Source organism: Micromonospora aridisoli, from assembly GCF_056150025.1.
The window spans coordinates 280,620-294,778 of sequence record NZ_JAXCFK010000005.1; the positions used below are offsets into that span (position 1 = coordinate 280,620).

Below are 14,159 nucleotides of genomic sequence, written 5' to 3' on the forward strand. Positions count from 1 at the left end.
ACGGGTGCCTTGGGACCTACGGGCGGGTTCGATGTGAGTGAGATCACCCGGCCGTGTTGGCCATCGTGGGCCACGGGCTCGCAAATGTCAAGAAATTCTGACGCCCGTCATGGATCGGTTAAATATCGGTGGGCGGTCAGCCCAACGCGCGGACCAGCTCGGTGCGGGACCGGATGCCGAGCCGGTGGTAGATGTTGCGCAGATGGTGATCGACGGTCCGGGTGGACAGGAACATCTGCGAGGCGATCTCCCGGTTGGTCGCGCCGGAGGCGACCAGGTGGGCGATGCGCAGCTGCTGACCGGTGAGCAGCCGCACGGCCTGCCGGTCCGGCGTGCCGACGGCCTCCCCCGCCGCCCGCAGCTCCTCGGTCGTCTGCCGCGCCCACACGTCGGCGCCGAGCAGGAGGAAGGTCTGCCGGGCCCGGTGCAGGTGCCCGCGGGCCTCGCGCGGGCGGCGCGCGCGACGCAGTTCCCGGCCGAAGAGCAGCTCGGTGTGGGCCCGTTCGAAGGTGGCGGCGTCGGCCGGATGCAGGCTCAACGCCGTGCGGAACTGCGCCTCGGCCGCCGCGCTGCCGCGCGGGGCGAGCAGCGCGTGGCAGCGGGCCGACAACGCCCGGCGGAGCGGACTGGCGGTACTGCCGGCCCAGCGGTCGAAGACGGCGAGCGCCGCGCGGGCCCGGGCGTGCCGACCGTCGTGCGCGGCCGCCTCCACCAGGTGGGGCGTGGCCATCACCTGGACGAGCACCTGACCGCGTCCGGTACCGGGTCGGGCCAGCGCGGCCAGGCGGTCCGCCGCGTCGGCGTAGCGGGCGTCGGCCAGGTCCAGCACCGCGAGGGCCCACTGGGCGAGGGCGTACGGGCGGCTATCCGGGACGGCGGTGTCACCCAGCTCGGCGACGTGGGCGTACGTGGCGTCCCGGTCGGCCCGCACGGCCGCGAGCACGGCGAGCAGGCCCAGGTGTACGCCGGCGCTGGTGTGCTGACCGGCGGCCCGCGCCACCCGTAGCCCTTCCCGGCAGCTTGTCGCCGCGGCGTCGTGCCGCCCCAGCCAGTACTCGCTCATCGCCCGCAGTTCGAGCGCCCTGGGCAGCAGCGACACCTCGCCACGGTCGGTCGCCAGCTCGACTGCACGGTCGGCGAGCCGGTACGCCGCGGCGTCCACCGCCACCAGCAGACCGGCCACGGCCGCGCCGGTCAACGCGGTCGGGGTGAGTGCGGCACCGGTCAGCCGGCCGCCGAGCGCCACCGCGCGGCGCAGCAGCGGGCCACCGTGGGCGTGCTCGCCGCGCAGCGTGGCGGCGACTCCGGCGACCAGGGTGGTCAGCAGGTCCGCCCACGGCGGATCCCCGTCGCGGCCGAGTGCCGCCATCCGACGGGCCACCTCGGCGTAGCGGTACTGGTCGCCGGCGAAGCAGACCGCCTCGCCGGCTCGGAACAGTGCCACCAGCGCCGACTCGCGGTCGACGTCGGCCAGCGCGTCGGCGGCGGCCAGCAGGGTCGGCAGCGCGGTCGTCGACGCGCCGCAGCGCAGCCGCATCTCGCCCCGCAGCAGCTCGGCGTGGCCGATGATGGCGGCGGCCGACGGCTGGCCGGGCAGCGCTGCGAGGACGGCCGGCACGGGCGGTGGCGTAGCGGTCCGACCGTCCGCCGCGAACGCGACGCGGTGCAGCAACGCCCGCGCCCGGTCCGGTTCCCCCGCCTGCCAGGCGTAGCGGGCGGCGGTGACCTGCCATCGGGCGGCAAGCAGCGGATCGTCGCTCAGTTCGGCGGCCCGGGTCAGCGCCGTGGCGGCTCTCGACCTGTCCTCGCCCTCCCCCACCGCGCCCGCCAGCTCTGCCGCCAACGCCGGGTCCGGTCCGTCGGTCGCCGCGGCCCGATGCAGGGCCTGACGCAACCGGCGACCGGTGCCGTCAAGCGCGGCGGCGAGCAGCAGGTGGGCCTCGCGGCGCGCCGCCGGGGACGCGGTCGCCTCGACCATGCTCCGGGCCAGCGGTCGGGGAAAGTCGGCACCGCCCGGTGCGGTGATCCGGATCAGGCCGACCGCCTCGGCGGGCGCGAGCGCCTCGACGCTGCCGCCGGCCACCCGCAGCGCCCGACCCAGCGTGACCGGATCCACGGCGGCGACCCGGTCGGCCGGGGCCGGGCTGACCGGCTCCGCCGCGGCGATCGCGGCCAGCAGCAGCGCGCGCCGGGTGTCGCCGGAGAGGCGGGCGAGCACGCCACGGTACGCCCGGCCCAGGGCTCCGTCGGCCGGCGGTGCCACGGGCAGCGGGTCCCGCCCGTGCCACTGGCCGGGGGTCAGCGAGTCCGCGAGGTCGGCCAGAGCCTGCGGGTTTCCGGCCGCGATGGCGGTCAGCGCGGCCAGCACCGGCTCGGGTGGTGGCGGCCCCGGACGGCGGGCGGCCAGTAGGGCGTGGCTGTCCGGGCCGTCGAGCGGGCGTAGCCGGCGGCCGGGTATCGCGTCGGCGCCGGTGTCGCTGCCGGCGGTGAGCAGGAGGACGACGGGCAGGTGCGGCAGCCGCCGGGCCACGAGGGTCAGGACCCGCGCGGTGTCCGCGTCGCCCGCGTCGAGGTCGTCCACGGTGCAGAGCAGTGGGCGGTCGTGGGCGGCGGCGGCGAGCAGCCCGAGCACGGCCGTCGACAGGACGAGCCGGTCCTGGTCGGGGCAGCCCTCGCCGCCGAGGGCGCGGCGGAGCACCTGCCGTTGCCGCTCGGGCAGCGCGGTCGCGCGGTCGAGCACGGGGGCGAGCAGCCGCTGCATCCCGGCGTACGGCAGCATCGCCTCGTCGGGCAGGCCGGCGGCGGTGAGCAGCCGGCGACCCCCGCCGTGGCGGTGCGCGTACGCCAGCAGCGCGGTGCGCCCGGAGCCGGGCTCGCCGTGCAGCAGCAGCGCTCCCCCGGCCGGAGCGGCGAGCAGGGTCCGGATCTCCCGGCACTCCGCCTGCCGGCCCCGCAGCGTGGTTATTTGCACTGTTGATGCACTTACCATGCATCGAGTTTCGCCTATCGTCCACCCGTTGAGAAGAGGAGGACCGAAACGCTGCGGTAACGACCCGGATCACCCGTCGCGCTCCGTCGACAGGCATGAATTTGCTGAAATGGCATGGATCCTTGCGGTCAGCGGAAGTCTTCGTACCGTCGAGTCATGAGCGACGAGACGCACCCGGAACAGCCCGCATTCAGCCCACACTGGTGGGATCGCCACTACCGGCAGGGCCACCAGGCCGGACCGGGCTAACCCAGTTCGCACCTGGTCACCGAGGTGACGGAGCTGCCCGCCGGGACGGCACTGGACGCGGGCTGCGGGCGCGGAGTCGACGCGCTCTGGCTCGCCGGGCGCGGCTGGGAGGTGACGGCGGTCGACGTCTCGTCGACCGCCGTGAGTGCGGCCCGGGCCCTCGCGGCCCAGCAGCAGCCCGAGATCGCCGCCCGGATCTCCTGGGTCGTGGCCGACCTGACCACCTGGGAGCCGCCCCGGCAGTACGACCTGGTGGTCAGCCAGTACGTTCATCCCGACATGCCGTTCAGCGGTTTCGTGGCCCGGCTGGCCCGGGCCGTGATCCCCGGCGGAACGCTGCTGGTCGTCGGTCACGACCACGCCGACCGGCACTCGGCCGCCCACGCTCCCCGGCAGGCCTCGATCGGTCTCGACGCCGTCACCGGCGCGCTGAGCGACGACCTGTGGGAGGTGGCCGTGGCGGAACCCCGCACCCGTCTGGTCAGCCACGGCGCGACCCGGAGGACCATCCACGACCTGGTGGTCAGGGCCCGCCGCAGGCCGTCGCGATGACCCGTGCCCCGGTCAGCGGTCGCCCGCCTCGGCCAGCAGCGCGCCGACGGTACGGGCCATCACCGCCCGGGCGGCGTCCACACCCAGCCCGAGACCGTCGCGCAGGGTCGACCAGGCCGGCCAGGTGCTGGCGGCCACCACGGCGTTGACCACCTGCTCCCGCGTCGCCCCGGAGCGCTCCAGCTCGGCGGCGAAGAGCTGCTCGACCTCGTCGCGTACCCGGGCGATGTGCTTGAGCCGGTTGCGGCGCAACTGCGCGGAGACCGGCTCGCGCATCTGCGCCGCCCGGGCCGACGGCGCGATCAGTTGCAGCAGCTTCGCCCGTTGCCGACAGAACGCGTCGACCCGTTTGGCCAGCGGCAACGTGGGCGGGATCGGCCGCCAGACGGCGTCCTGCTGGCGGAGCAGCTCCACACCGCTCGCCTCGAACAGCGTCTCCATGTCCTTGAAGTTGGTCCAGAGCGTACGCAGGGAGATGCCGGCCCGGTCGGCGATGCGCTCGCCGGTCGGGCGCAGGTCGCCCTCGGAGATGAGGGCGAGGTGCGCCTCGACGATCGCCGCCCGGGTGCGCTCGGCCCGGGCCGTCCGCCCGTCGATCCGACCGGTCGCCTCGGCACTGACCATCCGCGCCCGTCTCCTCCCCCGTCCCGGTCCCATTCGTGCCAGCCGAGTCTAGGCCCTGTCCTGTCGATCATGCCGGGGCGAGGCGCCGCCCGGCGATGATCGGCGGGACCGGGCCGGTACGCGCGTCGACAGGGCATCGTCGTCCCGGTGCCGGCGCAGTTCCCGACGCCCCAACGACTGCCGGTGCACCTCGTCGGGGCCGTCGGCGATCCGGACCGCCCGGGCCCGGGCCCAGAGCCGGGCCAGCGGGGTGTCCTGGCTGACCCCGGCCGCGCCGTGCGCCTGGACCGCCCGGTCGATGATCCATTCGACCGTCTCCGGCACGGCGATCTTGATGGCCTGGATCTCGGCGTGGGCCTGCCGGTTGCCGACGGTGTCCATCAGCCAGGCCGTCTTGAGCACCAGCAGCCGGGCCTGCTCCAGGCGGACCCGGGCCTGGGCGATCCAGTCCCGCACCACGCCCTGCTCGGCCAGGGGCGCACCGAAGGCGTACCGGCCGCTCACCCGCCGGCACATCAGCTCGACGGCCCGTTCCGCCATGCCCAGCAGCCGCATGCAGTGGTGCACCCGGCCGGGACCGAGCCGGGCCTGCGAGATGGCGAAACCCGAGCCCTCCGCGCCGATCAGGTTCCGCGCCGGCACCCGCACGTCGACGAAGTCGATCTCGGCGTGGCCTCCGTGGTCGCCGTCGTCGTACCCGAAGGCCGTCATGCCCCGCCGGACGGTGACGCCCGGGGTGTCGCGGGGCACGAGGAGCTGGCTGTGCTGCCGGTGCCGGGGCGCGGTGGGGTCGGTCCGGCCCATCACGATGAAGATCGCGCACCGGGGGTCCATCGCGCCGGTGACGAACCACTTGCGGCCGTTGACCACATACTCGTCGCCCACGCGTTCGATCCGGGTGGCGATGTTGCTGGCGTCGGACGAGGCGACCGCCGGCTCGGTCATCGCGAATGCCGAGCGGATCCGGGCCGCCAGCAACGGCCGGAGCCATCGCTCCCGCTGCTCCACCGAGCCGAACTGCGCGAGCAGTTCCATGTTGCCGGTGTCCGGGGCCGCGCAGTTGAGCGCCACCGGCGCGAGCCATGGGCAGTGGCCGGTGATCTCCGCCAGCGGCGCGTACTGGAGGTTGGTCAGGCCGGCGCCGTGTTCGCCGGGGAGGAAGAGGTTCCACAACCCGCGCCGGCGGGCCTCGGCCTGGAGTTCGGCCACCACCGGCGGCGCCGTCCACGCTTCCCCCGGAACTCGGGTCTGGGCGTCGAAGACCGGCTCGGCCGGGTACACGCACTCGGTCATGAAGTCGCTCAGGCGCTCGCGCAGCCGTTCGGTGGTCTCGTCGTGGCGGAAGTCCATGCGGTCCCCTCGCGGATCGTGGTCCGGCCCGACGCCGTGGGCGTGGTCCGCACCCGGAAGGCGGTGCGGACCACGCGGACGACCGGCTCAGGCGGTCGGCACGCCGTTGGCCGGCGGCGGCACCGACGTGCCGGCGTACTCGTTGACGGGTCCGTCGGACTCGTCGGTCTCGTACGTCGGGCCGAAGTAGCGCTGCTCTCCCCCGCTGACCCGGGTCAGCCGGCCACCGCCGTAGCCGGAGTGGTCGGTGGCGGAGAAGCGCAACGGCGCCACACCCGGTCCCTGGTAGCCGCCCCTGCGGACGGCCTCGACCAGCGACTCGCGGGTGAGGTCCTTGCCGGCGGCCAGCAGCACCTGCACGAACAGGTAACCCACGGCCATCCCGTAGACGGTGTTGCCGTCGAACTCCGCACCGCCGTTGTGCTCGGCGTTCACCTTGGTGAACAGCTGGATCCACGGATCGTCGGCGTCGCCCTGCATCGGCAGGTAGTTCAGCCCGATCATCCCCTCCAGCAGTCCGGCGGCGTCGCCGAGCTGCCGGGCAAGCGTCGGATGGTCGGCGCCCACGTTGGACACCAGCCACTGCGGGCGGAAGTCCAGCCGGGCGGCGGTGCCGACGGACAGGGCGGTGAAGCCGGGGACGGTGGCGAGGATGACCACCTCGCAACCGGCCGCCTTGAAGGCACCGATCTGCGGGGCGACGTTGGTGTTGCTGGTGACGTACGTCTGACGCGCCGCCACACCGTCGGCGCCGAGCACCTTCTCCACCCCGGCCAGCGCGTCCCGACCGAAGTCGTCGTCCTGGCCGAGGAAGCAGACCTTGCGCCCGGGCAGGGCGGTCTTCACGTGGTTCGCCAGGATCTTGCCCTCGACGGTGTAGTCGGGATTGAAGCCGAAGGTGTTCGGGTAGCGGTCGGGCTGGTCCCAGTTGCGGCTGCCGGAGGCGACGAAGAGGTCGGGCACCCGGTTGGTGTGCAGGAAGTCCAGCACGCCGGTGTGGGTCGGCGTGCCGAGCCCGTTGAGGATGGCGAAGACCTTGTCCTGCAGGACGAGTTGACGGACGACCTGCTGGGTGGTGGCGGGGTTGTAGCCGTCGTCCATGACCTTGTAGGTGATCTTGCGACCGTGCACCCCGCCGTTGGCGTTGACGTAGTCGAAGTAGGCCTTCGTCGCCGGGGCGATCTTCGAGTAGCCGGCGGACGCCGGCCCGGTCAGCGGCATGTGGGTGCCGACGACGATCTCCGTGTCGGTGACACCGGGAACCGGTTCGCCCGAGCCGGGACCGTCGTCGGAGCCACAGGCGGTGGAGCTGAGCAGCAGGGTGAGGGTGGTGGCGATCACGAGACCGCGCCGTGCCGTGGTTCGCATGGGACACCGACCTTTCATCGGTCCGGTTGTGCGAGGTGGATGGTTGGGGGCGGGTGGGACGGTTACGACCGCCCGACCGGCCAGCGGGCGCGAAGCACCCGGGTCAGCCGGGACAGCAGACCCTGCACGCCGCCGGGCGCGGCGATCATGACCACGATCAGCGTGATCCCGAAGATCGCCAGCGGGAGGTTGCCCTCCAGCCGCTGCGCCGCCGCGGGCGAGAGGGTGAACAGGTTGGTCAGGGAATGCGTCAGGTCGGGCAGGGCGACCAGCAGGAAGGCACCCCACACCGCCCCGGCCAGTCGGCCGAGACCGCCGATGACGACGGCCATCAGCAGGAACAGCGACAGCGTCAGGCCGAACGCACCGGGTGACACGCTCTGCGCGAGCACCGCCAGCAGGGCACCGCCGAGGCCGGCGCTGGCCGCACTGACCACGAACGCGATGACCTGCGTTCGCGCCACGTGGATGCCGGCCAGTCGGGCGGCGACCTCGTCGTCGCGTACCGCCCGGAAGGACCGGCCGTACCGGCTGCGGACCAGGTTGGCCAGCAGCACCAGGCAGAGCAGCGTCGCCGCGGCGGCCACCCAGAGCTGCCACCGCTCGTGTGGGAAGTAGACGCCCAGCCCTTCCGGTGCGGGTGCCACCGGCACGGCCAGACCCTGCTCGCCGTTGAAGACGCCGTCGAAGGTGACGGTCAGCGCCGGCACCACCACCGCCACCGCCAGGGTGAGCCCGGCCAGGTACGGCCCCCGTAGCCGGGCGGCGGCGACCCCGACGACCAGGCCCACGGCGACGGCCGCGAGCACCGCCGCGACCAACGACAGGACCAGCACCCAGCCGGAGGTGACGCCCCGGTCGGCGAAGGCGTTCTGGCACAGCGCGACCGCGTACGCGCCGGTGGCCATCAGCGCACCGTGGCCGAGCGAGAGCTGCCCGCAGAGCCCGGTCAGGACGGTCAGCCCGGCGGTGGCGCAGAGGTAGGCGGCCACGGTGGCCAGTTGGAAGTTGCGGAACGAGTCGAGCTGGTAGCTGACGGCCAGCACCACCAGCGCGGCGCCCACCGCGACGGCGAGGTGGCGCACCAGGGTCGGCACCGGACGGCCAGGTCGGGTGGGCTCGGCGGCGGCGTGCCGGGCGGGCGGCGCCGACGCCCGGGTGGCGCTCACACCCGCCTCGCGGTGACCGGGGCGAACAGGCCGCCGGGGCGCAGCAGCAGCACCGTCAGCAGCAGGGCGAGCACCGCCAGCGGGATGAGGTCGCCGCCGGCGTACCCGCTCACGTAGGACAGCAGCAGACCGACACCCAGGCCGCCGACGACCGCGCCGGGCGGACTGTCCAGCCCACCGAGCACCGCGGCGGTGAACGAGGTGACGAAGACCAGGTCCATGGCGTGCGGATGCAGGCCCAGCTCGGTGGGGATGACCAGCATCCCGGCCAGGGCGCCGACGCCCGAGGCCAGCGCCCAGCCGAGCGTCAGCATGCCGCCGACGTTCACCCCGAGCAGCCGGGACACCTCGGGGGCGAACGCCGCCGCGCGCATCCGGAGCCCGATCGCGGTCCGCGTGAAGATCCAGACGAGTGCCGCGCCGACGACCCCGACGGTGGCGAAGACGAACAGGTCGTACGGGGACAGCACGGCGGTGCCGCCCACCGTCAGCGCGGTACGGCTGAACGGGGCCCGCGCGGGCAGGTACTCGTTGCCGTAGACCATGCCGAGGACCGCCTGGATCAGCAGGACCAGACCGAGCGCGACGATCACCGGGTTCAGCGGTGACCGGTGGTCCACCAGCCGCATCACCGCGACGTCGACGACCGCGCCGAGCAGCAGCCCGGCGAGCAGTGCCGCACCGAAGCCGAGCCAGTACGAACCGGTCGCGGCGGTGACGCTGTACGCGACGTAGGCGGCGGCCACCGCCATCGCGCCCTGGGCGAAGTTGACGATCCGACCGGCCCGCCAGATGAGCACCAGGGCGAGCGCGAACGCGGCGTAGACCGCGCCTCTCGACAGGCCGTCGAGGGTGAGGAAGAGGAAGCGGTCCACGGTCCTCCTTGCGTTCAGAATCCGAGGTAGGCGTGGCGCAGGTCGGCGTCGTCGCGCAGCCGGGCGGCCGGAGCGGCCAGGGCGACCCGACCGAGCGACATCACGATGCCCTGGTCGGCGACGGCCAGGGCGCTGCGCACGTTCTGCTCCACCAGCAGCACGGTCAGCCCGGTGTCGTCGCGCAGTCGGCGCAGCAACGCCATGGTCTGGGCCACCACGCGGGGGGCGAGGCCGAGCGACGGTTCGTCCAGCAACAGCAGGCGGGGACGGGCGACCAGGGCCCGGCCGAGCGCCAGCATCTGCCGTTCGCCGCCGGAGAGCTGGTGGCCGAGGTGTCGACGACGCCGGGCCAGCGGCTCGAACAACTGGTAGACCTCGTCGAGCGCGCGGGACGCGGCGCCGCGGTCCCGCCGCCACAACGCGCCGAGGCGCAGGTTCTCCTCGACGGTGAGTTCGCCGATCACGCCGCGCCCTTCCGGCACGTGTGCCACGCCGCGCCGGACGAGTTGCTCGACCGGGGTGCCGCGCAGGTCCCGCCCGTCGAGGAGGATCCGGCCGGCGGTCGGACGCAGCATGCCCGACAGGGTGCGCAGCAGAGTGGTCTTGCCGGCGCCGTTGGCGCCGATGACGGCGGCGATGGTGCCGGCGGGCACCCGCAGGTCGATGCCGTGCAACACCGGCACCGGTCCGTAGCCGGCGGCCAGGGCCTCGGCGGTGAGCAGGTCGGCGCCCACTACGCGGCCTCGTCGACGGCCGCGCCGAGGTAGGCGTCCACCACCGCCGGGTCCTCGCGGACCGCCTCCGGCGGCCCGGCGGCGACGACCCGCCCGAAGTCGAGCACCACGATCCGGTCGCAGACCGCCATGACCAGGTCCATGTGGTGTTCCACCAGCAGCACCGCGCACGGGTCGGTGGCCCGGTGCGGCAGCCCCCGGATCAGCTCCGCGAGGGTGTCCACGTCGTCGGCGCCGAGGCCGCCGGCCGGCTCGTCGAGCAGCAGCAGCCGGGGGCGGGCGGCCAGCGCACGAGCCAGCGCGACCCGCTGACGCAGCGCGAAGGGAAGGGTGTCCGGCGCGGCGTCGGCGAACGCCGCGATGCCCAGCTCGGCCAGCACGGCGCGGGCGTGCTCGCGCAGCCGGCGTTCGTCGCGGTCGCTGCGGGGCAGCCCGAGCAGGGCGGGCAGCAGCCCGGCCCGGGCGGTGTGCGTGGCCCCGGTCATCACGTTCTCCAGCACGGTCAGCCCGGCGAACAGGCCCGTGCCCTGCAACGTCCGGGCGATGCCCAGCCGGGGCAACCGGTGCGGGCGTGGCCGCAGTGGCCGACCGTCGAGGGTCAGCGTGCCGGTGTGCGCGGTGACGAAGCCGCACACGACGTTGAACAGCGTGGTCTTGCCGGCGCCGTTGGGCCCGATCACCCCGACCACCTCGCCCGGACCGACCCGCAGCGAGACGTCGTCGAGGGCGGTGAGGCCGCCGAAGCGGACGCCGACCCGGTGCAGTGCGAGACCGTCCGCCATCAACCCGCCCCTCGCCTCACGACCGAACTTATTACACTCGGAGTGTACGTTTCTCAGGTGTTTCGTCAACACCCTCGATGCCTGGTTGTTACCTGCCGGTACCGCGATCCGTGACGCCGCCGACGGTGCCCGGCCCGGGCAGGTCGACCAGCCGGGCCAGGGCGGCCCGGTGGCGGTCGGCGGTGCCGAAGGCGATCGCGGCGCTCTTGGCCCGCTTGAGATACAGGTGCGCGGGGTGCTCCCAGGTGAAGCCGAGCCCGCCGTGCAACTGGACGCAGACCTCCGCCGCCCGGACCGCCACCGGGCCGCAGTAGGCCTGCGCCAGCGCGGCTGCCAGTGCCGCCTCGGCGGCGTCGAACCGGTCGGCGGCGTCAAACCGGTCGGCGGCGTCCAGTCGATCGGCGGCGTGCCGGGCCACCGCCCGGGCCTCGGTCAGCTCCACCCAGAGGTCGGCCAGCCGGTGCTTGACCGACTGGAACGAGCCGATCGGACGGCCGAACTGGCGGCGCTGCCGCACGTGGGCCACCGTCGCGTCCAGACACCACTGGGCCAGCCCGACCTGCTCGGAGGCGAGCAGCGCCGCGCCGGCGGTCAACGCCGACGTCACCGCCCGGGTCGCCGTCGCGCCGGCCGCGACCAGGCGGGCGGGCGCGCCGATGAAGTCGATGTCGACCAGCGGTCGGGTGGCGTCCAGCGACACCACGGGGGTCGTCCGCACCGCCGGCGCCGCGGCGTCGACGGCGTACAACCCGTCGCCGGCCGGGACCAGTAGCAGGCCGTGCGGAACGGTGTCGGCCACGCCGGTCACCCGCCCGGACAGCGTCGGCCCGAGGTCGACCCGGACCGGCCCGGGCGGTACGCCAGGGGCGGTGGCGAGGCCGACCGCCAGCGCCACGTCGCGTTCGGCGGTGGCCACCTGGCGCAGCAGAGTGGACTCCCCACAGGCGAGCAACGCCCGGATGGCCACGACGGTGCCGAGGAAGGGCACCGGCGCGACCGCCCGGCCCAGCTCCTCCAGCACCACCGCGACCTCCCGGAAGCCGGCTCCGGCGCCGCCGTGCTCGTCGGGTACGGCCAGGCCGGTCACGCCGAGCTGGTCGACCAGGCGGCGCCACAGCTCGGCGTCGTACGCGGCATCGCCGTCGACCGCGGCGAGGACCCGCTGCCACGGTGCGTGCGCGGCCAGCAGCGCCCGTACGCTGTCGCGCAGCGCCTCCTCGTCGGCGTCGTAGAGCAGGTCGGTCATCGGTCCACCCGGGGTTCGGCGGGCAGCCCGAGCACCCGCTCGGCGATGATGGTGCGCAGGATCTCCGAGGTCCCGCCCTCGATGGAGTTGCCCCGGGCGCGCAGGTAGCGGTAGGTGGCGGTACGGCCGAGCAGGTCGGGCTCCTCCGGACGACGCATCGTCCAGTCGTCGTGCCGCAGCCCCTCGGCGCCGCGCAGCTCGACCTCCAGCCCGCTGATGCGCTGACTCAGCTCGGCGAACGAGAGCTTGACCGCCGAGCCCTCCGGGCCGGGTTGGCCCGCGGCGATCAGCTGGCGCAGACGCAGGGCGGCCAGCCGGGCGGCCTCGGCGCGCACCCACGAGTGCAGCACCTCCTCGTGCAGGCTGAAGGTGCGCAGCTCCGGCCGGTCCCGCCACAGTCGGGCCAGCACGCCCACCATGCCGCCCTCCCGGGGCAGCGGCCGGCCACCGATGGCGACGCGTTCGTTCATCAGCGTGGTGCGGGCGATCTGCCACCCGTGCCCGACGGCGCCGACGCGGTGGGCGTCGGGCACCCGGACGCCGGTCAGGAAGACCTCGTTGAACTCCGCCTCTCCGGTGATCTGGCGCAGCGGGCGCACCTGCACCCCCGGCGCGGTCATGTCGCAGACGAAGTAGGTGAGGCCGTGATGCTTGGGCGCGGCCGGGTCGGTGCGGGCCAGCAGGATCGCCCAGCGCGCCTGGTGGGCCAGCGACGTCCACACCTTCTGCCCGTCGACCACCCAGTCGTCGCCGTCGGGCACCGCCCGGGTGCGCAGACTGGCCAGGTCGGAGCCGGCGTCGGGCTCGCTGAACAGCTGACACCAGACCTCCTCGCCGGTCCACAGCGGGCGCAGCCAGCGCCGGCACTGCGCCTCGCTGGCGTGCCGCAGCAGGGTCGGCGCGGCCATGCCGAGTCCGATGCTGTTGCGCCGGGGCCGGTTGTCCGGCGCGCCGGCCTCGGCGAAGGCCTCGTCCACCACGGCCTGCAGGTGCGGCGGCGCACCCAGTCCACCGTGGCCGGGCGGATGGTGCACCCAGGCCAGGCCGGCGTCGAACCGGGCGCGCAGGAAGCCGGTGCGATCAGCACCCGGGTCGTGCGTCCGCAGGAACGCGGCGACCAGCCCGCGCAGTCCGTCGGCCGTGTGGTCGGACACTGGCCACCTCCAATGTTATTGCACTCCCGATGCAATATACGGCCGCCGGTCCATGGGACGGAAGACCGGCGGCCGGACGATCCGGGGCGACCGCGCCGCGACCGCCCCGGAGGGCGTCAGTGCGGGCAGGTGTTGCGGTACTCCTGGATCGCCAGGCCGCTCGGGCCCGGGCAGAGGAACTGCTCGTAGCGGGTGTCGTCGTCGACGAACCGCTTCAGCCAGGCCACCATCTGCTTCGCCGTGGGGGTGTTGACCGTGTTCGGGAAGAAGTGACCCTCGTTGTTGAGCTCCAGGTACGCCTTCTCGGCGGAGGCCGGGATGCTGTTGTAGAACGGCTTGGAGTGCGTCGAGACCGAGGCGACGGAGTCGCTCTCACCGCCGATGATCAGCGTCGGCACCCGCAGGTTCGACCAGTTCTTGGTCAGGTTCCACGGCGCCAACGGCACCGCGGCCTGCAACGACGGCCGGCTCGCCGCGGCCTCCAGGCTGCCCCCGCCACCCATCGAGTGACCGGCCACGGCGAGTCGACTCGCGTCGATCCGGCCGCGTACCGAGCTGCGCTGGGTGAGGTAGTCCAGCGCGGCCAGCAGTTGGCGGCCGCGACTGTCCGGCTGGTCCAGCCGGGTGATGGTGTCGATGCCGATGACCACGAAGCCGTGCGAGGCGATCCGCGGCCCCAGCCAGTCCAGGCTCGACCAGGAGGCGGTGTAACCGGGCGAGATGGCCACCGCGCCGAAGGTGCCCGCGGTGGTGGTGGTCGGGTAGTAGATGACGCCGCCACCGAAGCCGCTGACCAGCGAGGAGACGGTGGTCGACGAGGTGGCGAAGGGGCCGCGGCTGGCCTCCAGGATCGCGTTGGTCGGTGCCGGTCCCCGCTCGTACGGGTTGGCGGCCTGGGCGGGGGACGAGGTGGCGACGACGCCACCGGAGGCCAGGACGGCGGCCATCGCCAGCCGGGCCAGGATCGAGGCGGAACGGGGACGGGTGGTGGTGGTAGATCGCACGTCGGATACTCCCTTGGGTCGGAGCGGTATCGACTGCGATCAGTGTTTGGGGTGGTCCGCCAG

The 14,159-nt window shown here is 74.0% G+C and carries 11 protein-coding genes and 1 pseudogene; 1 reads left to right on the top strand and 11 read right to left on the bottom strand.

Annotated features, from left to right (window positions below; genetic code table 11):
* Positions 1 to 136: 136 nt before the first annotated feature.
* Positions 137 to 2,971 (bottom strand): helix-turn-helix transcriptional regulator, encoded by a 2,835-nt coding sequence (locus SM447_RS13375; RefSeq protein WP_474573082.1) that lies wholly within the window; start codon positions 2,969 to 2,971, stop codon positions 137 to 139.
* Between the two features lie 279 nt (positions 2,972 to 3,250).
* Between SM447_RS13375 and SM447_RS13380 the strand changes: the two genes are divergently transcribed.
* Positions 3,251 to 3,790 carry a class I SAM-dependent methyltransferase gene (locus SM447_RS13380; protein WP_474573274.1) on the top strand — a complete coding sequence of 180 codons (540 nt, stop codon included), beginning with the start codon at positions 3,251 to 3,253 and terminating at the stop codon, positions 3,788 to 3,790.
* Positions 3,791 to 3,802: 12 nt separating this feature from the next.
* Here SM447_RS13380 and SM447_RS13385 read toward each other — a convergent pair whose 3' ends face one another.
* From SM447_RS13385 to SM447_RS13430, 10 genes and pseudogenes are all read right to left on the bottom strand, one after another.
* Complete coding sequence (locus SM447_RS13385; protein ID WP_474573083.1) at positions 3,803 to 4,414, bottom strand: TetR/AcrR family transcriptional regulator; 612 nt, start codon at positions 4,412 to 4,414, stop codon at positions 3,803 to 3,805.
* 147 nt (positions 4,415 to 4,561) lie between these two features.
* A pseudogene (locus tag SM447_RS13390) lies at positions 4,562 to 5,764 on the bottom strand (acyl-CoA dehydrogenase family protein); the annotation flags it as partial.
* 87 nt (positions 5,765 to 5,851) lie between these two features.
* Positions 5,852 to 7,132: an ABC transporter substrate-binding protein gene (locus tag SM447_RS13395; RefSeq protein WP_474573084.1), complete on the bottom strand. Its 1,281-nt coding sequence runs from the start codon at positions 7,130 to 7,132 to the stop codon at positions 5,852 to 5,854.
* Between the two features lie 62 nt (positions 7,133 to 7,194).
* Positions 7,195 to 8,301, bottom strand: a complete 1,107-nt coding sequence (locus SM447_RS13400; protein ID WP_474573085.1) for a branched-chain amino acid ABC transporter permease — start codon at positions 8,299 to 8,301, stop codon at positions 7,195 to 7,197.
* On the bottom strand, positions 8,298 to 9,176 hold the full coding sequence (locus SM447_RS13405) for a branched-chain amino acid ABC transporter permease (RefSeq protein WP_474573086.1): 879 nt from the start codon (positions 9,174 to 9,176) through the stop codon (positions 8,298 to 8,300). Before SM447_RS13405 ends, SM447_RS13400 begins: the two co-directional genes overlap by 4 nt.
* A gap of 14 nt (positions 9,177 to 9,190) precedes the next feature.
* Positions 9,191 to 9,910: an ABC transporter ATP-binding protein gene (locus SM447_RS13410; RefSeq protein ID WP_474573087.1), complete on the bottom strand. Its 720-nt coding sequence runs from the start codon at positions 9,908 to 9,910 to the stop codon at positions 9,191 to 9,193.
* A complete protein-coding gene (locus SM447_RS13415; protein ID WP_474573088.1) occupies positions 9,910 to 10,692 on the bottom strand; it encodes an ABC transporter ATP-binding protein in 783 nt (260 codons plus the stop codon). Before SM447_RS13415 ends, SM447_RS13410 begins: the two co-directional genes overlap by 1 nt.
* Positions 10,693 to 10,780: 88 nt before the next feature.
* Positions 10,781 to 11,938 carry an acyl-CoA dehydrogenase family protein gene (locus SM447_RS13420; RefSeq protein ID WP_474573089.1) on the bottom strand — a complete coding sequence of 386 codons (1,158 nt, stop codon included), beginning with the start codon at positions 11,936 to 11,938 and terminating at the stop codon, positions 10,781 to 10,783.
* Positions 11,935 to 13,092 carry an acyl-CoA dehydrogenase family protein gene (locus tag SM447_RS13425; RefSeq protein WP_474573090.1) on the bottom strand — a complete coding sequence of 386 codons (1,158 nt, stop codon included), beginning with the start codon at positions 13,090 to 13,092 and terminating at the stop codon, positions 11,935 to 11,937. The genes SM447_RS13420 and SM447_RS13425 overlap by 4 nt, the downstream gene beginning before the upstream one ends.
* Before the next feature lie 116 nt (positions 13,093 to 13,208).
* Complete coding sequence (locus tag SM447_RS13430; RefSeq protein WP_474573275.1) at positions 13,209 to 14,039, bottom strand: alpha/beta hydrolase family protein; 831 nt, start codon at positions 14,037 to 14,039, stop codon at positions 13,209 to 13,211.
* Positions 14,040 to 14,159 lie beyond the last annotated feature (120 nt).